Genomic DNA, 19646 nt, shown 5'->3' with positions numbered 1-19646 from the left:
ATGCTTTCAAAGAGTATGGGCAAACAGGTCGAGGCGAGCCGGGGCCAGCCCTTCGCCCTGCGCGGTAAGGGTGATCTGCCCGGCGCTGTCGCTGGCCTGCACCAGGATCTGCGCCAGCCCGTTGAAGCTGCGCCGGTCGAGGCTGTGGTCGGGCGTGGTGTCTGTGGGGTCGCCATTGCCGGTGCCCAGCACGCGTCCCGACCCGGACAGGGCAAAGCGGATGGGGATGGCGGCGGTGGGCACGGGATGGCCCGCCCGGTCGAACACCTCGGCGCGGATGATGGCCATGTCGGCGCCATCGGCGCGCAAACGCGCCGCATTGGCCGACAGACGCAGCGTTGCCGGAGCGTCCGCCGTCACGCGCCTGTCGCGCGCAGTGACCCGGCCCTGCGCGTCATAGCCCACCGCCTCCAGCACGCCCGGCGCATAGGGAACCGACCATGCCAGATGCCCGTTGCGCGGCATCTCCTTGCGCCCAAGGCTGCGCCCGTTGAGCCGTAATTCCACCTGCGCACAATTGCCATGCGCCCAGACCTCGATCGGCTGCCCTTCGCGCCCGGCCCAGTTCCAGTGGGGCAGCAGATGGACCTGCGGCAATTCGGGCCGCCACCATGCGCGATAATAATAGTAATTGTCCTTGGGGAAGCCGCAGATGTCGGCCGCCCCGAAATAGGAGGAAACCGAGGGCCATGCCGCATAGGGCGTCGGTTCGCCGCGATAGTCAAAGCCGGTCCAGATGAAGCCGCCCGCAATGCCCGGGTCCTTGGCCACGATGCTCCACCATGCCTCGCCGGTGCTGGCCCACCATGGCGCCTCGGTGTCATAGGCGCGCACGATATGGCGCGCGGCATCATTGGCATATTCGCCGCGCGTGGCCACGGTGCTGGCGGTTTCGGTGCCGATCACCGGCGTGTCGGGATATTTGGCCTTGAAGGCGGCGATCTTGTCGGTGCGATAGTTGAAGCCCACCACGTCCACCGCCCGCGCGGCGCCATCCTCGTGCCACCCGCTGTCTATGGCCTGCGTGGTCTGGCGCGTGGGGTCCAGTTCCTTGCAGCGCGCCACCAGCTTTGCCGAGATATTGCGCCCGCGCGGGCTGCCCTGATGCCCTTCCTCATTGCCCACCGACCACAGGATGATCGAGGGGTGGTTGCGGCTGGACAGGATCATCCGGTCCAGTTCGTCCATCGCCTCGGGGCTGGTGTTGTTGAGGCGGGTTTCCGCGATCATCATCATCCCCATCTCGTCGCACAGGTCGAGCAGGACCTGTGAGGGCGGGTTATGCGCGCTGCGCCATGCGTTGGCGCCCATGTCCTGCATCTGCGCCACGCGCCAGCGGTGCAGCGCATCGGGGACCGCCGTGCCCACGCCCGCGTGATCCTGATGGTTGCACACGCCCAGCAGCTTGACCGGCGCGCCATTGAGGAAGAACCCCTGATGCCCGTCAAAGCGCAGGCTCCGCACGCCAAAGCGCGTTTCGACCCGGTCCACCACTTCGCCGCCCACGATCACTTCGCTGACGAGGCGATAGAGCGTTGGGTCCTTTAACGACCACAGCCGGGCGTTGGCAAAGGCAAGGCTGCTTTCGGCCACGGTCTTGCCCGATGCGGCAAGGGTGACGGCGGAGCCATCTCCCGCCGCCACCACGCCGCCATCGGGAGCCACCACCCGATGGCGAAGCTGAACCGAGGCCGTCGCGCCCAGATTGGCCAGATCGGTGGAAATCGAGATTGCCGCGCCTTGCCCGCGCGGCTCGGCCCGCACGCAGATGCCCCATTGCGGGATATGCTGCGCCGAGGCGGAAACCAGCCGGACATGGCGATAGATGCCCGCGCCCTCGTAAAACCAGCCTTCGCCAAGGCTGGCGTCGACGCGCACGACCAGCAGGTTGGGCTTGTCGTCATAATTCAGGAAATCGGCGATATCGACGCGGAACGGGGCGTAGCCGCCCGCATTCTCATGCGCGATATAGCCGTTGACGATCACCACCGCATTGCGAAACACCCCGTCAAATTCCAGCCAGACCGCGCGGCCCTTGTCCTGCGCGCCCACAGGCAGGGTGCGGCGATACCAGCCCACGCTGTTTTGCGGAAAATCGCGGCCGATGGCGCGGAAACCGTGGCCCGCGATGAAATCCTCGCGCCCCTTTTCCATGGTCGCGGGTGGGGCATAAGGCAGGGCGCTGGCCCAGTCATGGGGCACGCGCACCGCGTCCCAGCCGCTGTCGTCGAAATCGGGCTTGACCGTTTCGGCCACATCAAAGCCCGGCTTCGCATAGGTGCGGCCCCAATTGCCGAAACCGAAATCGCGCCCCGGATCGGCGGCATGGCCAAGGTGAAAGCGCCAGCCATCGTCGAGCACCACTTCGCGGCGGGGCGAGGGTTCGGGGGCGGGCTGGGGCGGCATGATCTTGGCTGCAGCCTTGGCCAGAGCCTGATCGGCGCAGGCAAGGCCCGAGGCGGCCGACAGCGAGGCGGCAAGGACACGGCGGCGGTCCATCGGGGGGAGCGTGTTTTCCATGGTTTCAGAACTCGAAAGACGGAAGGGAATGGTGGCTGCCCAGCATCATCGCATCGGCCACCAGCGTCAGGGGCCGCGCATCGACATCGCTTTGCCCCGCATCAATCAGGCGAGCAAAGCGGGCGTAGAGGCGGGGATATTCGGCATCGGGTGCGATGTCCTGCGCCTTGCCGTCAATGGCCATCTGCTGGCCGCCCTGCGTCAGTTCCAGCAGGCCCGCATCGGTGTCGATGGCAATATCCCATTGCGGCGCGCCGGGGTGCAGGATCGACAGGTCACAGGCCACTTCGGCCCCGGCATGGCGCATGGTCAGGCGGGCTGTCATCGGCGCCTGACGGTTGGCGGGGATGCCCAGATCCGCGCTTTCCAGCGCCAGCGGTTGGGGCAGGATATGCGTCAGGATCGAAAAGGCGTTAATGGCGGTGTCGAACACGCCAAAGCCGCCCGCCGCCAGCAGCCAGTCCTGACCCGGATGCCAGACGCGCACATCCTCGCGCCAGTTGAGGCGCACGGCCTTGATCTGGCGCGAGGCCAGCCATGCGGCGGCGGCATCGACAGCGGCGCTTTCGCGGCTGTGCCATGTGGCCAGCATGGTGCGGCCCGCGCTCGCCCGGACCAGCGCATCGACCTGCGAGAGACCGGCGGCGGGCGGCTTTTCCAGCATCACATGCAACCCGGCCTCCAGCGCGCGATGCGCCAGCCCCGCACGCACCGAAGGCGGGGTGCACAGCACAATCGCATCCAGCGCCAGTCGCGCATCGAGCAGGGCATCAAGGGTGGGATAAGAAGCAATGCCTTCCAGCCCGCCCATAGGGTCGGCCGTGGCGGTCAGGGCAAAGCGCGGATTGGTGGCAATGGCGGGCAGATGCTGATCGCGGGCGATTTTGCCCAGTCCTACCAAACCCAATCGAATCAGGGAATTACTCATGAATGCATCCTCGCGCTTTACTTTTGTATGATATATATGCTTATAGACGTCAACAGCAAGCTGGCACGGCGCGGGATTCGTGCGATCGGTCGGCGCGAAGGAGACTGAAAAGCCATGTCAGAGCAAAACCCCAAGATCTCGCTGCGCAGCCGCGCATGGTTCGACAATCCGGCCTTGCCCGACATGACCGCGCTCTATCTTGAACGCTATCTCAACTATGGCCTGTCGATGGAGGAACTGCAGTCCGACCGCCCGATCATCGGCATCGCCCAGACCGGCAGCGACCTGTCGCCCTGCAATCGCCATCACATCGTGCTGGCCGAGCGCGTGCGCGACGGCATCCGCGAGGCGGGCGGCATTCCCATCGAATTTCCCTGCCACCCCATTCAGGAAACCGGCAAGCGGCCCACCGCCGGGCTTGACCGCAATCTGGCCTATCTCAGCCTGGTCGAAACGCTGTTCGGCTATCCGCTTGACGGCGTGGTGCTGACCATCGGCTGCGACAAGACGACGCCTGCGTGCCTGATGGCGGCGGCGACAGTCAATATTCCGGCCATTGCGCTCTCGGTCGGCCCGATGCTGAACGGCAATTTCAAGGGCGAGCGGACCGGCAGCGGCACCATTGTGTGGAAGGCTCGGCAAATGCTGGCGGCGGGCGAGATCGACTATAAGGGCTTCATCAAGCTGGTGGCCTCCAGCGCGCCCAGCACGGGCTTCTGCAACACGATGGGCACGGCCACGACGATGAACAGCCTTGCCGAGGCGCTGGGCATGAGCCTGCCGGGCAACGCGGCCATCCCCGCGCCTCACCGCGACCGTGCGGAAAGCGCTTATCACACCGGCCGTCAGATCGTCGAAATGGTGCGGGCCGACCGCAAGCCTTCGGACATTCTCACCCGTTCAGCCTTCCTCAACGCCATCCGCGTCAATTCGGCCATCGGCGGCAGCACCAATGCGCCGATCCACCTCAACGCCATTGCGCGCCATGTCGGCGTCGAACTCTCGCTGGCCGATTGGGAGAGCCATGGGGCGGACATTCCGCTGCTGGTCAATCTGCAACCGGCGGGCGAATATCTGGGCGAGGATTATTACCGCGCGGGCGGCGTTCCGGCGGTGATGGGCGAACTTTATCGCGCGGGCCTGCTCGATGGCGAGGCCTTGACCGTCAATGGGCGCACCGTGGCGCAGAATATTGCCGAGGCCGTGATTGAGGATGAGGATGTGATCCGCCCTCTGTCCTCGCCCTTGCGGCCTGCGGCGGGGCTGACCGTGCTGTCGGGCAATCTGTTCGATGCGGCGGTGATGAAAAAGAGTGTGATTTCTGACGCCTTCCGCGCGCGCTATCTGGCCAACCCGGATGATCTGGAGGCTTTTGAGGGCAATGTCGTGGTGTTCGACGGGCCGGAGGATTATCACCACCGCATCGATGATCCTGCTCTCGGCATCACCGACCGTTCGATTCTGGTGATCCGCGGCGCCGGGCCGGTGGGCTATCCGGGCGGGGCCGAGGTGGTCAATATGCGCCCGCCCGCTGCCCTTATCCGCGCCGGGATCGACGCCTTGCCCTGCATCGGTGATGGGCGTCAGTCGGGCACCAGCGGTTCGCCGTCGATCCTGAACGCCAGCCCCGAGGCGGCGGCGGGCGGCGGTCTGGCGTTGCTGCGCACGGGCGATATCGTGCGGATCGACCTGAAGACCCGCAGCGTCAATGTGCTGGTGAGCGACGAGGAACTGGACCGCCGCCGCGCCGAGAACGCGGAAAATCCCTTCTCCGGCCCCGAAAGCCAGACGCCATGGCACGAAATTGCCCGGCGCGAGACGGGGCAATTCGCAGGCGGCGCGGTGATCGAAAGCGCGGTCAAATATCAGCGCATCGCCCAGACCAAGGGTCTGCCCCGCGACAGTCACTAAGGGGGGGACTATGGGCGACTGGACCATTATCGAACGGGCGCGGCGCGACATTCTGGGCGAGGGCATCACTTATGTCGCGCGCGAGGATGCGCTCTATTGGGTGGATATCATTGGCCAGCGGGTGAACCGCTATGGCCTGGGCGATGGGCAATATCGCGAATGGGCGATGCCCGAAATGGCGGGCTGGCTGATTGAGCGGAGCGCGGGCGGGGGCTTTGTTGCGGGGCTGAAATCGGGATTTCACCATCTCAGCCTCGATCCCTTCGCGCTCGAACCCATCGCCGCGCCCGAGCCGGATCTGCCCTTCAACCGCATGAACGATGCCTGCGCCGATGCCTATGGTCGCATCTGGGCGGGCACGATGAGTATGGATGGCAGCCGGGACGAGGGCGCGCTTTACCGGCTCGACCCGGACCTGTCATGGCATCGCATGGACGCGCCCTACGCCATCGCCAATGGCCCGGCGATCAGCCCGGACGGTGCCACGCTTTACCACACCGACAGCGCGAAGGGGCTGGTCTATCGTTTTGCCCTGCATGACGATGGCAGCCTTGGCCCGCGTGAGGTTTTCCTCGAATTTCCCGATGCATGGGGATCGCCCGATGGCATGACGGTGGACGCGCAGGGCGGGATCTGGATCGCGCATTGGGGCGCGGGCTGCGTCAGCCGGTTCGACCCCGCTGGCGGGCGAGAGCGCTGGATCGACCTGCCCGCGAGCCAGATCACGCGGCCCTGTTTTGCCGGGGCCGATTACAGCCGCCTGTTCCTGACCAGCGCCGCCGACGGGGTGGATGAACCTCTGGCCGGATCAGTGTTCGAGGTGGAGGCGGGCGTGTTCGGCCTGCCGCCCCGCATGTTCGGCGCCTAGGCGATGAGCCTATTGCGCCGCATGGCTGTGCCGGGCGATCAGGTCCATGACATCGCCGATGATCGCGCGCATGGCGTCCTGCGCCGCGCGCGGATCGCGCGCCATGATCGCATCGCGCACTGCGCCATGCGCGGCCAGATCGGCCGTGCGCCCGACAATGCGGTTGGTCAGCCGGATCGAGGTGCGCAGGGCCGTGGCGACCACATCGCGGAACTGAGCGAAGAAGGGATTGCCGCCGGCGCGCAGGATGGCCAGATGAAAGGCGATATCGGCGTCGAGCACGTCGTCCTCGCCCCTTTCGGCGGCCTCCATGCGGGCAAATCCGGCCTCGATCAGCGCGCGCCCCTTGTCGTCGGCCGAGCCTGCGGCCAGCGCGGCGGCGGCCGGTTCGATGGCCGCGCGCAACTGGTTGAATTGCGAGAGCAGCTCGACCGAGAATTTGCGTTCGAGCAGCCAGCGCAGCACATCGGCGTCAAACAGGTTCCAACTGGCCACCGGCTGAATGCTGGTGCCCTGACGCGGGCGGGCGGTCAGCAAGCCTTTGGCCGTCAGCATTTTGACCGCCTCACGCGTGACCGAGCGGCTGACGCCATGCTGGGTCGAAAGCTCGGCTTCGGTTGGAAAAGTGCGGTTTTCAAAGGCGCCCGTCACGATCTGGCGCCCCAGCAGATCGAGCAGGCCATAAGTCAGATTGCGCCCCAGGCCGCCGGAAATATCGTCATTGTCGGTCATCGTGAGGCCCCCTCTGGCGTGCGTTTTTATCATATAAATAGACATAATCGCCTTTTGGCAAGGCTTTCGAGAGGAAAGACCATTCCATGACGCTTTCAACCATCGATACGGCCATGGTGGTGGCCTATGCGATCTTTATCTTTGGTCTTGCCCAATGGGTCAGCCGCCGCAAGGGGGATGCTCAGGAGGATAGCGCCGGTTATTTTCTGGCCAGTCGCGCGCTGCCTTGGTGGGCCATCGGCGCGTCGCTGATCGCGGCCAATATTTCGGCCGAACAGATCGTGGGCATGGCAGGTTCCGGCTATGCCATCGGCCTGGCGATTTCCTCCTATGAATGGATGGCTGCGCTCACCCTGCTGATCGTGGGCAAGTTCTTCCTGCCGGTGTTCCTCAAGAACAACATCACCACCATGCCGGAATTTCTGGAGGCGCGCTTTGGCCCGACGATCCGCACGGTGATGGCGGTGTTCTGGCTGGTGCTTTATGTGTTTGTGAACCTGACCTCGATCCTGTGGCTGGGCTCCATCGCGGTGCATCAGGTGGCGGGCGTCGATCAGGATGTTGCTCTGGCGGTGCTGGGCGTCTTCGCGCTGGCCTATCAGATCCGGGGCGGGCTGAAGGCCGTGGCGTTGACCGATATTGTTCAGGTCGCGCTGCTGGTGATGGGCGGCCTGATTGTCTCGGGCATCGCGCTGGGGCAATTGGGCGAAGGGGCGGGCGCGCTCCATGGCTTTGAGCGGCTGGTGCGGGCGGTGCCGGATCATTTCCATATGATCCTCTCGCCCGACAGCCCGCATTACAAGGATCTTCCCGGCCTTGGCGTGCTGATCGGTGGCTTGTGGATCGCAAACTTGTCTTATTGGGGGTTCAACCAATATATTATCCAGCGCACGCTGGCCGCCAAATCTCTGGGCGAGGCGCAGCGGGGCATTGTATTCGCCGCTTTTCTCAAGCTGTTGATGCCGGTCATCATCGTGCTGCCGGGGATTGCCGCAGTGCTGCTCGCGCCCGATCTGGCCAAGCCCGATCAGGCCTATCCGGCTATGATGCATCTCTTGCCCAATGGGTTGCTGGGTCTGGTCTTTGCCGCGCTGACGGCGGCGATCATCGCCTCTACCGCCAGCAAGATCAATTCGATCGCCACGATCTTCACGCTCGACCTCTATGCCCGCAAAATCGCGCCGGGCGCCGGCGAGACGCAGCTGGTCCGCGTGGGCCGCATCACCGCCTGCGTGGCGACCGTTATCGGCATTGTCGCGGCGCGGCCCTTGCTGGGCGGCATGGATCAGGCGTTTCAGTATATTCAGGAATTCTCCGGCTTTGTGACGCCGGGCATCACGGTGATCTTCCTGACCGGTCTGTTCTGGCCCCGTGCCACCGAGGCGGGCGCACTGTCGGGCGCTCTGGCCAGTGTGGTACTCTCGGCTCTGTTCCGCTTTGGCGGAGTGACGGCGTTGACCGAAATTCCCTTCATGCACCGCATGGCGATGGTGTTTTTTGCCTCGCTGGCGCTGACGGTGGTGGTTTCGTTGCTGGGCAAAGCTCCGGTGCGGCAGGGCAAGGGCATTATGGAGGGCGTTTCCTTTGACACGTCGCGCGGTTTTACCATCGCCTCGGCGCTGGTGGCCGTGATCCTTGTGGCGCTTTACACGGTGTGGTGGTGATATGACGGGTGAAATGATCGCGGTGGATTGGGGAACGACCAACCGCCGCGCCTATCTGATCGACGCAGAGGGTAAGGTCTTGCAGACCGAGCGCGATGGCATGGGCCTGCTGGCCGTGCCGCCGGGGGGCTTTGCCGACCAGATTGCCGAGATCCGTGCGAAAATGGGCGACCTGCCGGTGCTGTTGGCGGGCATGGTGGGTTCGGCCAAGGGCTGGGTCAACGTGCCTTACCTGTCCTGTCCGGCCGGGCTGGCGGATCTGGGCGGCGCGCTGCACTGGGTCGAGCCGGGGCGGACCGCTATCGTTCCGGGCCTGTGCGATCCGGCGGGCGATGTGATGCGCGGCGAGGAAGTGCAATTGCTGGGCGCGGTGGCGGCGGGGCTGGTGCCCGGCGATGCGCTGCTGTGTCAGCCCGGCACCCATTGCAAATGGGCGCGCATGGCGGGCGGGCGTGTGGAAAGTTTCGCCACCGCCATGACCGGCGAGATCTTTGCCCTGCTCAAAAACCACAGCCTGCTGGCCGATTTTCTCGGCGGCGAAGTGGGCGATGATGAAGCCTTCCGAGCCGGGGTGCGCGATGGGCTGACGGGCCGCCTGACCACGCGCCTGTTCCGCGTGCGCGCCGCCGCCCTGCTGGGCCAGCGCAGCATCGAGGACAGCGCCTCCTATACCTCGGGCCTGATGATCGGCCATGATGTGGGCGGCGAAGGCCTGCGCGAGGGCGACCCGGTCCATATCCTTGCCGACCCGCATCTGGGCCGGTTATACGCCAGCGCCGTGCATATTGCCGGTGGCCAGCCCATCCTGATCGACAGCCACGCGGCTTTTGTCGCCGGTATCTTCCGCCTGTGGAAAGCGAGCCAAATATGACTACTCCTATCGAAACCCTGAACGCCGCCCTTGCCATTTGTCCGCTGGTGGCGATCCTGCGCGGTGTGCGCCCCGATGAGGTTGAGGCCGTTGGCGATGCGATCATCGAGGCGGGCTTCTCGATGATCGAAGTGCCTTTGAACTCGCCCGATCCGCTGGCCTCAATCGCGCTGCTGGCGCGGCGCTATGGGCCGGACGTGCTTGTGGGCGCGGGTACGGTGCTGACCGTGCAGAATGTCGCCGATGTCAAAGCAGCCGGGGGCAGCCTCATCATCTCGCCCAATGTGAACGCCGATGTGATCCGCGCCAGCGTGGCGGCGGGCATGATCTCGCTGCCCGGTTTCTACACGCCCACCGAGGCTTTTGCCGCGCTGGATGCAGGCGCCACGGGCCTCAAGCTCTTCCCCGCCGAAGGGGCCAGTCCCGCCTATATGAAGGCCCAGCGCGCGGTTCTGCCCAAGGATCTGCCCTTGCTGGCCGTGGGCGGGGTGACGCCGGAAAACCTGTCGCAATGGGTGGACGCAGGCGCGCAAGGCGCAGGGCTTGGCTCGGCGCTCTACAAGGCGGGCCTCTCGGCGACCGAGGTCGGCGCGCGGGCGCAGGCCTTTGTCGCGGCGGTCGCAGAGCTGCCCAAGGCGGGCTAACCGGCGCCTCGTCAGGGCTTGGCCTCCCATCCTCCGCCCAGCGCGAGAAAGGCGGCGATCTGGTCGGTGTTGATATCCGCGCGCGCATCGGCCACCGCCTGCTTTGCCATGGCCGCATCACGGTCGGCAGCAATTGCGGGCAGGGCGCCGATGCGGCCCCCGGCGTGCAATTTATGCGCCTTTTCCGCCACCAGCGCGGCGGCCTCCTGCGCCTTTGTCAATTCGTTCAGCCGATCGAGGTCCGCCGCATAGGTGTTCAATGCCGTTTCCACCTCGCGCAGCGCCTTGAGCACACTGCCGTCAAAGGCGGCCAGATCGGCATCGACACCCGCCCGCGCGCCCGCGATCCTTGCCCGCACCGCGCTGCGATTGACGGTCCAACTGATCTGTGGCCCCAAAGCAAAGCGGTTGGTCAGCGGCGAGAACCGGTCCACCACCGCGCCGGTCGATCCGATGGATGCGCCCAAACGGATGTCAGGATACAAAGCGCTCATGGCCACGCCGACCCGCGCCGTATCGCCCGCGATCCGGCGCTCGGCGATGCGGATGTCGGGCCGCCGCCGCAAAAGGGCCGCGCCATCGCCAACCGGCAGAGGCTGCATGAGCGCCAAAGGCCGGTTGCAGCCCAGCCAGCTCGGATCGAATTCTTCGGGCGGACGCCCGATCAGACCGGCCAGACGGAAGGCGGCATTACGCTGACGGGCCTGAATTTGCGGCAGGCGGGCGCGGCTTGCCTCAACCGCTCCCTGACGCTTTTCGGCTTCGAAACCGGGCAATCGCCCCTGCGCCACAATCTGCCGGTTCAGCGCAAGATCGCCGCGCTGCGTGGCAATGATCTGCTTCATGGCGGCCATCTGGTTTCCGGCATTGCAGATATCGGCCCATGCGCGGGCGGTTTCGGCGGCCACGGCCACCCGCACCAGATCGCGCGCGGCGCCGGCCGCGTCGCTGTCGGCGGAGGCAGCCTCGATCCCGCGCCGGATCCCGCCGAACAGGTCGAGATCATAACCCACCGATACACCTATATCGTAGAGCGGGCGCTCGTGCGGCTGCACATGGCTCAAGACCTGCTCGGCCGAGCGCTGTTGCTCGCTGACCTCGCTGCTGAATCCGGCCTGCACCTGCCGCCGCGCATGAGCCTCGCTCAGCAGGGCCATGCTGCGCGCCAGATTGGCATTGGCCACGCGCAGGTCGGTGTTGGCGGCAAAGGCCTGTTCGACCAATCCATCCAGCACCGGATCGTCATAGAGCCGCCACCAGCGATCGGGCAAAGGCATGGCGTGATCGATGGCCCTATCGCCTGCGACAAACGGCCCGCTGACCGCCGGGCGGGCGACCAGCGCGGTTTGGGGACCATGGTAATTCGGCCCTACCGGCGCGCAGGCGGCCAGCAGGATCGGCGCCAGAATGGCAAGTGTGCGCCTCACCATGGCAGGCTCCGATGCACGATGCGGCCATCGGCGCGCGGGTGGATTTCGACCGTCGCGGTCTGGCCGGGGATCAGGCGCAAACCGTCGGGAACCTTGTCTATGGCGATCCGCACCGGAATGCGTTGGGCCAGGCGGACCCAGGTGAAGGCGGGATTGACATTGGCCAGTTGCGCGTCGCCCCCACTGCGCTCGCGATCCTCCACCCCGCCCGCGATGCTTTCGACATGGCCGCGAATTTCGTCGCGCACGCCCATCAGCCAGACGCTGGCCGGATCGCCGGGATGGATGATCGGCAGCTTGGTTTCCTCGAAATAGCCCTCGATCCGCAAGGATGCGCCATGCACCAGCGCCAGCGCCGGTTTGCCCGCCGCCAGATAGATCCCCGGCTGCATCGAGACATTGGTGATCGTGCCGTCGACCGGCGCGCGCACGGCGGTGCGTTCAAGGTTGAGCCGCGCCAGATCGCGGGCCGCCGAGGTGCGGGTCAGCCCCGCGCGCATGGTTTCGACCTTGGTGCGGCCTTCCTCGATGGTTTCGGCGGCGACCACATCGGGCATGGCGCGGTTGCGCTGATCCTCACGGATCGCCTGAGCCAGCCCGGCGCGCTGATCGGCCAGCGCCGCCTCGGCCTGCGCCAGGGCAAGCCGGTATCGCGGCGGGTCGATGACGAACAGGACCTGCCCCTTGCGCACGCTCTGATTGTCGGCAATCGCCACCTGCGTCACCAGCCCCGAAACATCGGGCGCCACCGGAACGAGGTCGGAGCGCACCTTGCCGTCGCGCGTGACCGGTTCGACCTGATAGCGCATCCACAGCGCGTAAATGCCGAAAAGAATGGCCGAAATCAGCGCAAGCGTACCGATTGAGCGAAGGAGATTGGTTCGATGTATCATGAGTGATGCGCAATCCACGCTGGGAGAAACGTGTCGGCAAGGGCGGACAGCCCCCACCAGACGGCAATGAACAGGGCGATGTCGATCAGTGCGGGCTGCCACACGAGGCGCTCCAGCGGCAGGCGCAGCAAAGCGGGGCGGATCAGCCAGACCATCACGACCGCCAGCACCGCCCATACCAGCGCGGCGGGGGCATAGACGCCGAGCAGGACGACTTCCTCGATCATGGCATCACCTCCAGATGGGGCGGTGCGGCATCGGGAAACAGGTTGCAGCGCATGCCCACCAGCGCGGCCAGCGCGGCGTGGCGATGCCGGTCCGAGGCCAGCGCCAGCAGCGCCGCCAAAGCGCCGTCAATGGCCGAACACAGCGTGTTGGCCGGTCGCAATTCCTGCCCCATCATCCCGCGCTGCCGAAGCAATTCGACCAGCATGGCCAGAACTTCCCCCAAATGGTGGCGCGCGGCATGGGGCACATGGGGCAGGGCGCCCCGTATCGGCAGGACATTGCGCCCGATCCGCAGATCGGCCAGCGCATCGGCGGCATCGACCGGCCCGGCCGATGAGGACAGGGCCATGCGCGCGGCGATCTGGCCCATGCGGTCGGTAGCCCTTGCGCTCCAGTCACCGGCGCGGAACGGGCGGCGAATATCGGCAAGCCGGGCCATCTCGGACCAGTTGGCCGACAGCACCCGCCGCAGACTCCATTGCGCCTCGACCGAGCGGAACAGGCGCGTGATGGCCAGCGTGGTGACAATCCCGCCGATCTGGGCCAGGCCGGTGTTGATGAAGGCGGCAAAATCGCCCTGAAACCGGGACAGAAAGCCCATGGCCACGATAAAGCAGGAAAACATCGGCAAGGCTTGCGCGGAACGTGCCGGATCGGCCTGAATATAGCCCATGCGGATCAGGGCGGGCGCCAGCGTCAGCACCAGCATAAACCACCCGTCGACCCGGGGCAGGATCACGAAGAGATAGAGCGCGGCCAGCGGAATGGTGCGCAAGGTGGCCGTCAGATAGCGCCCGATGACCGGGGCGGGATCGTCCTGCGCGGCAAAGGAGCAGGTGATCAGCGCGGCAAAGGCCGCCGTGGCCGAACCGGCGGGCCAGGCCAGCAGCACCCAGACCGCGCAATAGAGCATGATCGCGGCCGCCGTGGCCAATCCGGCCATGGCGGCGATGCCGTAATCGCGGGCCAGCGGAAAGCGGTCGGTGCGATAATCTGACAGGTCGGGCGCCTTTGCCCCCAAGGTGGCGGCGAGGCGATGGGCGCGCACCAGCGCGGTCACCATCCCGCCCATGCGCATCGCCGCGCTTTCGCGCAACAGGTCGGTCCATGGATGCGCGCCCGGTTCAGGGCCTTCGCCGGCGAGGCGCGCGAGGGCTTCGCCTTGGGCAATCCATGCCTCATCCCCGGCGCGGGCCTCGCCCAACCATTGCGCGATCCTGTCGCGCAGAGCCATAAGCGGCGCGCCGCAACCGCCACTCGCATCCAGCAACGCGAGCCGGTTTGCCGCCGCCGAGGCCAGCGGGAGGATCTCGGTCAATTCATGTTGCAGCGCCCTGATCGTGCTGCGGGTGGCGGGGGCGGCCGGATCGTCAAAGGGCAGATGCAGCGCGATCATGCCGATTTCGGTGATATCGGTGGCCAGTTTGCGCCGATGGAGCGGCTCGGCCCGGATGCTGCCCATGGCGACGGCATCGGCGCACCATGCCGCCGCGTCCTCCAGAAAAGTGTCGGCCCGCTCCCGGATCGGATCGATGGCGCGCCATGGCTGAAACAGCGCGTGGACCGCCGTGACGCAGAGAATGGCCACCGCCATTTCCTCAACCCGCGCGATGGTTGTGTCGAAAATATTGGCTGGATCGTCGAGATAGGGAAAGCTGATGACGGCGCTGGAAAAGGCCGCCATTTGAAATAGAAAGGCACGCGGGCTGCGGTCCAGCACGGCAAGGGCAATGCACAATCCGGTCCATGCCGCCATCACGAGAACCAGCAGGGCGGGCGAGTTCTGAAGATTGGGCACGACCGTCAGCGCGGTGATCGCGCCCACCGCAATGCCCAACAGGCGATAGATGACCTTGGGACGAAAGGCGCCTGCCATGGGCTGGGCCGTGACATAGACCGTCAGCAGGGCCCACCATGGGCGGGGTAGACTGGCGGCAAAGGCAATGGCCAGAGTGATCGCGGCGGCCACGAAACTGCTGATGGAAAACAGCAGCTTGCGGCGGTCGATGGTCAAAGGCCTGGGGGTCAAAGGCTGGGGCGGCCACATGGGATGAAGTTTTGCCTGGGCTGGTTGCTCTTCCCGATGGGCAAACAGGCCGCGTGCCCGACTGCCCTCTGGATCGAGGCGGGCCACTAGCGGGCAGGGCGGGGGCTGTACAAAAGCAAAATTTTGAATGGAATCAGCAAATAAAATGCATTAAATTGATTTTAAAATGAAATCTGTTTCCGTCTCGGGCGTAATGGGCTTTATCAGGCCCCGTCGTCGCGCCGGGCCATGATCGAGATCGCCACTGACATCGCCAGAATGACAAAAATGTAGAGCGAGGAATCAGCGAAGGCGAAATATCGCTGGATCAACAACAGGACAGCCGTGGCCAGCGCGAGTAGGGCCGTGGCCATCATGGCGCGGGAGGATACGCCCAAACCATTGCATATCCGGCTGTATATCTTCGTCCGAGCCATCGTGATCTTACCCTTTTGAGGCAGGATTTAGCCGCTCTGCTTTCTGCTATCCAATGCCGATATTTGTGGTTCATCCATCGGATTTTTGTGCTTCCCCCGGACGCAGCCGCCAAGGGCGGGCGGCGAGGGTGACGCATTCCCACGCTTTGTGAAGACAGCTTCTCATGCTAATGCCAATCGGAAAATTGCATTGATCGAATTTAACACAAGGATTATGATGGGATGGATATAGGCATCGCCCGCACTTTCCTCGAAGTGGTCAAGACAGGCAGCTTTGTGGGGGCGGCCAACAATCTCAATCTGACCCAGACCGCCGTCAGCGCTCGGATCAGGGTGCTGGAGGAGCAGCTCGAACGGCCGGTGTTCATCCGCAACAAGGCCGGGGCGAAACTGACCCCGGCGGGCGAGCAGTTCCAGCGCTTTGCGACAACGCTGGTGCAGGTCTGGGCCCGCGCCCAGCGCGCGGTGGCGCTGCCGCCGGGGCGCCAGACGGTGGTGACCATCGGTGCGGAGCTTAGCCTATGGAGCCCTTTGCTGCGGCACTGGCTGATCTGGATGCGCCGGGAATGCCCCGATATTGCCGTCAGCACCCAGATCGACACGGCCGATCGCCTGATGGAGCAGGTGCAGGACGGAACGCTGGATGTGGCCGTGCTCTATGCCGCGCCCAGCCGTCCCGGTATCGTCGCCGAATTGTTGTTCGAGGAAAAGCTGGTGTTGGTCAGGACCACGCCGACCTCGGTTGAACTGACGCCCGAGGATCATGTGCAGATCGATTGGGGCGAGGAATTTGCGGCCAGTTATCAGGCCGCGTTTCCCGATCAGCCCAATGCGGTGATGTCGATCAGCTATGGTCCGCTGGCTTTGGAATATATCCTTGCGGCGGGGGGCAGCGGTTATTTCCGTAAGGGTTTCATCCGGCCCTATCTGGAGGAGGGGCGCCTGATACTGGTGCCGGGAAGCCCGGAATTTTCCCATTCCGCCTATGCTGTTCATTCCTCACGCGCGGATGCGGGCGTCATGGATCGCGTCAGGGCAGGGCTGAGCGCCGCCGCGCAGATCATCCTGTGATACTGCCACTTTAATATCAAAAATATTGCGGCAAACGATCAATGCAGCCTGATTGCGTGAAGCGGATTTTGTCCTTGGGGCTGGCCGTCCCGCCGGTTCAACAGCATCGGGCCATAGCGCAGGCAGAACCCGGCAAAACCCGCGATCCATGCAATTCCGGCAAGGTCATGGCCGGTATGTCCACGCGTGGCCCGCGTCATGACGGCCATCGTCATCATGGCGATGCAACCGGCCATCCACCAATGCTGTCCCGCCGCATTGGTGGCAAAGGCAGGGACCACCGCCGAAACCGCCATAACCAGCGCACCGACCGGCAGAAACGCATAGGCAAGGTGCAGCAGATGCAGCACACCCGCAGCGGCCAGCGCCAGAGCCGTCAGGCGGGATGAGGGTGCCATGATCCATGCCAGAGCGCTCACCAGCAGCACCAACACGCCCAGATTGCGCCAATTGCGCCCGGCAATGATCTCGCGCGCAATCATCTCGCCAAGATCATTCAGAAGCTGGCGCAAATGGGCATTGTCGAAACGCGGCGCGGGGGCGGGGCCATTCTGGCACGCCCGCCCGATCAGATCTTTCCTGGCCAGATCATCCGCCGACTTGAGGAGGGACAGGCGCTGGTGGACTGTCTGGCCACGGGGAGCGAGCGGGATTGTTCACTCGACGGCAAATGCCGGTTAAAGTTTCGCCTGATCGCTGCCGAACAGGCCTTTTACGCCGACCTCGACAAGCATAGTCTGGCCAGCATAGCCCTATGATCTGGCGTTACGCGGCGCTTCATGCCGCCATCAGGACAGGAGTGCAGGCATGACAAAAGACCGCCACGATCACCCCCTGCACAGGGAAACCATCGCGGCCAGCCATGGTGTCGCAACAGATCCTGCCTTTGGCGCGGTTGCCCCGCCGCTGTATCTTTCGACCACCTATGAATTTGCCGGTTTTGATCGGGCTCGCCAATATGACTACGGCCGCGCTGGCAATCCGACGCGCGACCTTTTGTGCGATGCTCTGGCTCAATTGGAAGGTGGAGCAGGGGCCGTGGTGACCTCCAGCGGCATGGCGGCCATTGATCTGGTGCTGGGGCAATTGTCGGGCGATGATCTGGTGATCGCGCCTTACGATTGTTATGGCGGGACGATGCGGCTGTTGAAGGCCAGAGCGGCGCGGCGGCATTTTCAGCTCGCCTTTGTGGATCAGTCCGATCTTGTTGCCGTATCGGATGCTCTCGGGCGCGGCGCGGCGATGCTGTTTGTCGAGACGCCAAGCAATCCGTTGATGCGTATTGTCGACATTGCTGCCTTGTGCCGGATGGCCCATGCCGTTGGCGCACAAGTTGCGGTGGACAACACGTTCCTTTCTCCGGCGGTTCAGCGGCCCCTTGCTCTCGGGGCGGATTATGTTGTTCATTCAACAACGAAATTTCTGAACGGGCATTCCGACGTGATCGGTGGAGCGGTCATTGCGGCGCAGGAGCAGGCGGCGGCTTCCCTGAAGCAATGGTGCAACGTGATCGGCACCGCCGGATCGCCTTTCGATGCGTGGCTGACCTTGAGAGGGCTGCGCAGCCTGTTTGCCCGGATGCGGGAACAGCAGTCCACCGCCATGGTCATTGCCGAATTTCTGCACAATCACCCCGCCGTTGCCAAGGTGCATTACCCCGGCCTGACCTCTCATGGCGGACATGAACTGGCCGGAGCGCAACAAACGGGCTTTGGCGCGATGCTGAGCTTTGAACTGGCCGGGGGCGAGGCAGCGGTCCGCCGCTTCGTGGCCGGTATTTCGGTTCTGACTTTGGCTGAGTCCCTTGGCGGCGTTGAAAGCCTGATCGCGCATCCGGCCACCATGACCCATGCCGATATGGGCAAGGAAGCCCGTCAGGCGGCAGGGATTGAGGACAATCTGCTGCGCCTCTCGGTCGGATTGGAGCATCGCGACGATCTGCTGGCCGACCTCGGGCGCGCCTTGGAGGCAAGCGCCGACACGACCATTCCTCTTTGTCGGCATGAAGAATTGGCACGGGCGGAGAATGCGTTAAGGAAGGAGCGGTAGTGGCGATCTGGTGGCAGGACCATTTTTTGAATATTGGTAATTATGTAAAAACTCTAAGGGCGGCCAGCGATGAAGCCAGCCATCGGCTGTGTGATGACTTGGATACTCTTGTCAGTCAGGATCGACATTCAAGATCCCCAATGACGGATCGGATGAAATTAGCGCGTAGGCACCGGCTTTCCGCCTGAATAATCATAGAAACCACGCCCATTCTTGCGACCGAACCAGCCTGCCTCGACATATTTCTGAAGCAAGGGCGCGGGTCGATACTTGCTGTCGCCCGTGGTGCGCAGATAGACCATCATGATTTCGTAAAGCGTGTCCAACCCGATGAAATCAGCCAGTTCCAGCGGCCCCATCGGATGCGCCAGTCCCAATTTCACACCAGCGTCGATATCGACAATGCTACCCGTGCTGTTGCCAAGCACAAAAATGGCCTCGTTAATAAAAGGCACAAAGATGCGATTGACGACAAAGCCCGGATCGTCCTGCGCCAGCACCACCGTCTTGCCCAGCTTTTCGCCAAAAGCCTTGGTGCGGATGGTGATATCATCGCTGGTCGCAAGGCCGGGGATCACCTCCACCAAAGGCATAACGGGGACCGGATTGAAAAAATGCATGCCGATAAAGCGGCTCTGGTCCGGCGCGGAACGCGACATTCGAGTGATCGAGAGCGAACTGGTGTTGGTCGCCAGAATCGCGGAAGGGGCAAGGATACTTGCCGTACTCTCGAAAATCTTGAGTTTGACCTCCTCGCGCTCGGTCGCGGCCTCAATGATGATATCGGCCTCGGCCATGGCGGCCAGTTCGCCTACCGGCGTAATCGCGGCAAGGATGGCTTGCGCCTGATCCTCACTCAACTTCTCCTTGGCCACCAGCCGTGCAAGCGACTTGCCGATGCCTGCCTTTCCCTTTTCAGCCAGCTCCAGGCTGATGTCGGAGAGCCGCACGCTATGTCCGGTTTGCGCCGCAGTCTGGGCAATGCCCACGCCCATCTGGCCCGCGCCGATTACACCAACGATTTTCATGCTTTCTACCTTTCAAATCCCTCAGACGACAGCCTTATGCCTTCCCCGTCAGTTCGGGCACGGCCTGGAACAGGTCCGCGACCAGCCCGATGTCGGCCACCTGGAAGATCGGCGCGTCCTCGTCCTTGTTGATGGCGATGATGGTTTTGCTGTCCTTCATGCCTGCCAAGTGCTGGATCGCCCCGGAAATGCCGACGGCCACATAGACCTGCGGCGCGACGATCTTGCCGGTCTGGCCCACCTGATAATCGTTGGGCACGTATCCCGCGTCGACCGCCGCGCGGCTCGCGCCCACCGCCGCGCCCAGCTTGTCGGCCAGCGGCAGGATCGTGGCGGCAAAGGTCTC

Annotated in this window: 19 protein-coding genes; 8 read left to right on the top strand and 11 right to left on the bottom strand. The window is 64.3% G+C overall.

Annotation, left to right across the window (positions count from 1 at the left end):
* Positions 1-6: 6 nt before the first annotated feature.
* Together galA and GGR38_RS20900 are read right to left on the bottom strand one after the other, a co-directional pair.
* Positions 7-2520 carry a beta-galactosidase GalA gene (gene galA / locus GGR38_RS20905; RefSeq protein ID WP_183628413.1) on the bottom strand — a complete coding sequence of 838 codons (2514 nt, stop codon included), beginning with the start codon at positions 2518-2520 and terminating at the stop codon, positions 7-9.
* 4 nt (positions 2521-2524) lie between these two features.
* Complete coding sequence (locus tag GGR38_RS20900) at positions 2525-3448, bottom strand: Gfo/Idh/MocA family protein (RefSeq protein ID WP_183628411.1); 924 nt, start codon at positions 3446-3448, stop codon at positions 2525-2527.
* 114 nt (positions 3449-3562) lie between these two features.
* On the opposite strand from GGR38_RS20900, the gene GGR38_RS20895 reads away from it, so the two are divergent.
* Together GGR38_RS20895 and GGR38_RS20890 are read left to right on the top strand one after the other, a co-directional pair.
* Positions 3563-5359, top strand: a complete 1797-nt coding sequence (locus GGR38_RS20895) for an IlvD/Edd family dehydratase (protein ID WP_183628409.1) — start codon at positions 3563-3565, stop codon at positions 5357-5359.
* A gap of 10 nt (positions 5360-5369) precedes the next feature.
* Positions 5370-6227 carry an SMP-30/gluconolactonase/LRE family protein gene (locus GGR38_RS20890; protein WP_183628407.1) on the top strand — a complete coding sequence of 286 codons (858 nt, stop codon included), beginning with the start codon at positions 5370-5372 and terminating at the stop codon, positions 6225-6227.
* 9 nt (positions 6228-6236) lie between these two features.
* Here the strand turns inward: GGR38_RS20890 and GGR38_RS20885 are convergent, their stop codons facing one another.
* Positions 6237-6959 (bottom strand): FadR/GntR family transcriptional regulator, encoded by a 723-nt coding sequence (locus tag GGR38_RS20885; RefSeq protein ID WP_183628405.1) that lies wholly within the window; start codon positions 6957-6959, stop codon positions 6237-6239.
* A gap of 86 nt (positions 6960-7045) precedes the next feature.
* On the opposite strand from GGR38_RS20885, the gene GGR38_RS20880 reads away from it, so the two are divergent.
* From GGR38_RS20880 to GGR38_RS20870, 3 genes are read left to right on the top strand one after another with little or no spacing between them, the layout of a single operon-like run.
* The gene (locus GGR38_RS20880; RefSeq protein WP_183628403.1) at positions 7046-8623 is read left to right on the top strand and encodes a sodium/sugar symporter; all 1578 of its coding nucleotides are present in this window, start codon (positions 7046-7048) and stop codon (positions 8621-8623) included.
* 1 nt (position 8624) lies between these two features.
* Positions 8625-9494 carry a 2-dehydro-3-deoxygalactonokinase gene (locus GGR38_RS20875; RefSeq protein ID WP_183628401.1) on the top strand — a complete coding sequence of 290 codons (870 nt, stop codon included), beginning with the start codon at positions 8625-8627 and terminating at the stop codon, positions 9492-9494.
* Positions 9491-10138 (top strand): 2-dehydro-3-deoxy-6-phosphogalactonate aldolase, encoded by a 648-nt coding sequence (locus GGR38_RS20870; RefSeq protein ID WP_183628399.1) that lies wholly within the window; start codon positions 9491-9493, stop codon positions 10136-10138. The genes GGR38_RS20875 and GGR38_RS20870 overlap by 4 nt, the downstream gene beginning before the upstream one ends.
* Before the next feature lie 11 nt (positions 10139-10149).
* Here the strand turns inward: GGR38_RS20870 and GGR38_RS20865 are convergent, their stop codons facing one another.
* From GGR38_RS20865 to GGR38_RS20845, 5 genes are all read right to left on the bottom strand, one after another.
* A complete protein-coding gene (locus GGR38_RS20865) occupies positions 10150-11568 on the bottom strand; it encodes an efflux transporter outer membrane subunit (protein WP_183628397.1) in 1419 nt (472 codons plus the stop codon).
* Positions 11562-12461: an efflux RND transporter periplasmic adaptor subunit gene (locus GGR38_RS20860; protein WP_183628395.1), complete on the bottom strand. Its 900-nt coding sequence runs from the start codon at positions 12459-12461 to the stop codon at positions 11562-11564. Before GGR38_RS20860 ends, GGR38_RS20865 begins: the two co-directional genes overlap by 7 nt.
* Positions 12458-12688 carry a DUF1656 domain-containing protein gene (locus GGR38_RS20855; RefSeq protein ID WP_183628393.1) on the bottom strand — a complete coding sequence of 77 codons (231 nt, stop codon included), beginning with the start codon at positions 12686-12688 and terminating at the stop codon, positions 12458-12460. Before GGR38_RS20855 ends, GGR38_RS20860 begins: the two co-directional genes overlap by 4 nt.
* A complete protein-coding gene (locus GGR38_RS20850) occupies positions 12685-14736 on the bottom strand; it encodes an FUSC family protein (RefSeq protein WP_183628391.1) in 2052 nt (683 codons plus the stop codon). The genes GGR38_RS20855 and GGR38_RS20850 overlap by 4 nt, the downstream gene beginning before the upstream one ends.
* 203 nt (positions 14737-14939) lie before the next feature.
* On the bottom strand, positions 14940-15152 hold the full coding sequence (locus GGR38_RS20845; RefSeq protein WP_183628388.1) for a hypothetical protein: 213 nt from the start codon (positions 15150-15152) through the stop codon (positions 14940-14942).
* Between the two features lie 222 nt (positions 15153-15374).
* On the opposite strand from GGR38_RS20845, the gene GGR38_RS20840 reads away from it, so the two are divergent.
* Positions 15375-16223, top strand: a complete 849-nt coding sequence (locus GGR38_RS20840) for a LysR family transcriptional regulator (protein WP_183628386.1) — start codon at positions 15375-15377, stop codon at positions 16221-16223.
* 38 nt (positions 16224-16261) lie between these two features.
* Here GGR38_RS20840 and GGR38_RS20835 read toward each other — a convergent pair whose 3' ends face one another.
* Positions 16262-16735, bottom strand: coding sequence for an NnrS family protein (locus GGR38_RS20835; protein WP_183628384.1), 474 nt, complete (start codon positions 16733-16735; stop codon positions 16262-16264).
* On the opposite strand from GGR38_RS20835, the gene GGR38_RS20830 reads away from it, so the two are divergent.
* Both GGR38_RS20830 and metB read left to right on the top strand, forming a co-directional pair.
* Positions 16664-16981: an Rrf2 family transcriptional regulator gene (locus GGR38_RS20830; protein WP_183628529.1), complete on the top strand. Its 318-nt coding sequence runs from the start codon at positions 16664-16666 to the stop codon at positions 16979-16981. The genes GGR38_RS20835 and GGR38_RS20830 overlap by 72 nt on opposite strands.
* Positions 16982-17030: 49 nt before the next feature.
* Positions 17031-18272, top strand: coding sequence for a cystathionine gamma-synthase (metB, locus tag GGR38_RS20825; RefSeq protein WP_183628382.1), 1242 nt, complete (start codon positions 17031-17033; stop codon positions 18270-18272).
* Positions 18273-18430: 158 nt separating this feature from the next.
* On the opposite strand, the gene GGR38_RS20820 is transcribed toward metB, so the two are convergent.
* Both GGR38_RS20820 and GGR38_RS20815 read right to left on the bottom strand, forming a co-directional pair.
* Positions 18431-19300 (bottom strand): 3-hydroxyacyl-CoA dehydrogenase family protein, encoded by an 870-nt coding sequence (locus GGR38_RS20820; RefSeq protein ID WP_183628380.1) that lies wholly within the window; start codon positions 19298-19300, stop codon positions 18431-18433.
* A 34-nt stretch (positions 19301-19334) separates the two neighbouring features.
* Positions 19335-19646, bottom strand: a 312-nt coding sequence (locus GGR38_RS20815; RefSeq protein WP_221227191.1) for an electron transfer flavoprotein subunit alpha/FixB family protein, incomplete at its 5' end; no start/stop codon positions are given.

Source organism: Novosphingobium sediminicola, from assembly GCF_014196525.1.
GTDB lineage: Bacteria > Pseudomonadota > Alphaproteobacteria > Sphingomonadales > Sphingomonadaceae > Novosphingobium > Novosphingobium sediminicola.
This window is presented reverse-complemented; position numbering and strand designations above follow the sequence as displayed.

Coding starts and splice junctions, on each gene's coding strand:
- GGR38_RS20895 (WP_183628409.1), top strand. CDS start 3,563: ATGTCAGAGCAAAACCCCAAGATCTCGCTGCGCAGCCGCGCATGGTTC.
- galA (WP_183628413.1), bottom strand. CDS start 2,520: ATGGAAAACACGCTCCCCCCGATGGACCGCCGCCGTGTCCTTGCCGCC.
- GGR38_RS20855 (WP_183628393.1), bottom strand. CDS start 12,688: ATGATCGAGGAAGTCGTCCTGCTCGGCGTCTATGCCCCCGCCGCGCTG.
- GGR38_RS20875 (WP_183628401.1), top strand. CDS start 8,625: ATGACGGGTGAAATGATCGCGGTGGATTGGGGAACGACCAACCGCCGC.
- GGR38_RS20850 (WP_183628391.1), bottom strand. CDS start 14,736: ATGTGGCCGCCCCAGCCTTTGACCCCCAGGCCTTTGACCATCGACCGC.
- GGR38_RS20865 (WP_183628397.1), bottom strand. CDS start 11,568: ATGGTGAGGCGCACACTTGCCATTCTGGCGCCGATCCTGCTGGCCGCC.
- GGR38_RS20890 (WP_183628407.1), top strand. CDS start 5,370: ATGGGCGACTGGACCATTATCGAACGGGCGCGGCGCGACATTCTGGGC.
- GGR38_RS20820 (WP_183628380.1), bottom strand. CDS start 19,300: ATGAAAATCGTTGGTGTAATCGGCGCGGGCCAGATGGGCGTGGGCATT.
- GGR38_RS20840 (WP_183628386.1), top strand. CDS start 15,375: ATGGATATAGGCATCGCCCGCACTTTCCTCGAAGTGGTCAAGACAGGC.
- metB (WP_183628382.1), top strand. CDS start 17,031: ATGACAAAAGACCGCCACGATCACCCCCTGCACAGGGAAACCATCGCG.
- GGR38_RS20845 (WP_183628388.1), bottom strand. CDS start 15,152: ATGGCTCGGACGAAGATATACAGCCGGATATGCAATGGTTTGGGCGTA.
- GGR38_RS20870 (WP_183628399.1), top strand. CDS start 9,491: ATGACTACTCCTATCGAAACCCTGAACGCCGCCCTTGCCATTTGTCCG.
- GGR38_RS20880 (WP_183628403.1), top strand. CDS start 7,046: ATGACGCTTTCAACCATCGATACGGCCATGGTGGTGGCCTATGCGATC.
- GGR38_RS20885 (WP_183628405.1), bottom strand. CDS start 6,959: ATGACCGACAATGACGATATTTCCGGCGGCCTGGGGCGCAATCTGACT.
- GGR38_RS20860 (WP_183628395.1), bottom strand. CDS start 12,461: ATGATACATCGAACCAATCTCCTTCGCTCAATCGGTACGCTTGCGCTG.
- GGR38_RS20900 (WP_183628411.1), bottom strand. CDS start 3,448: ATGAGTAATTCCCTGATTCGATTGGGTTTGGTAGGACTGGGCAAAATC.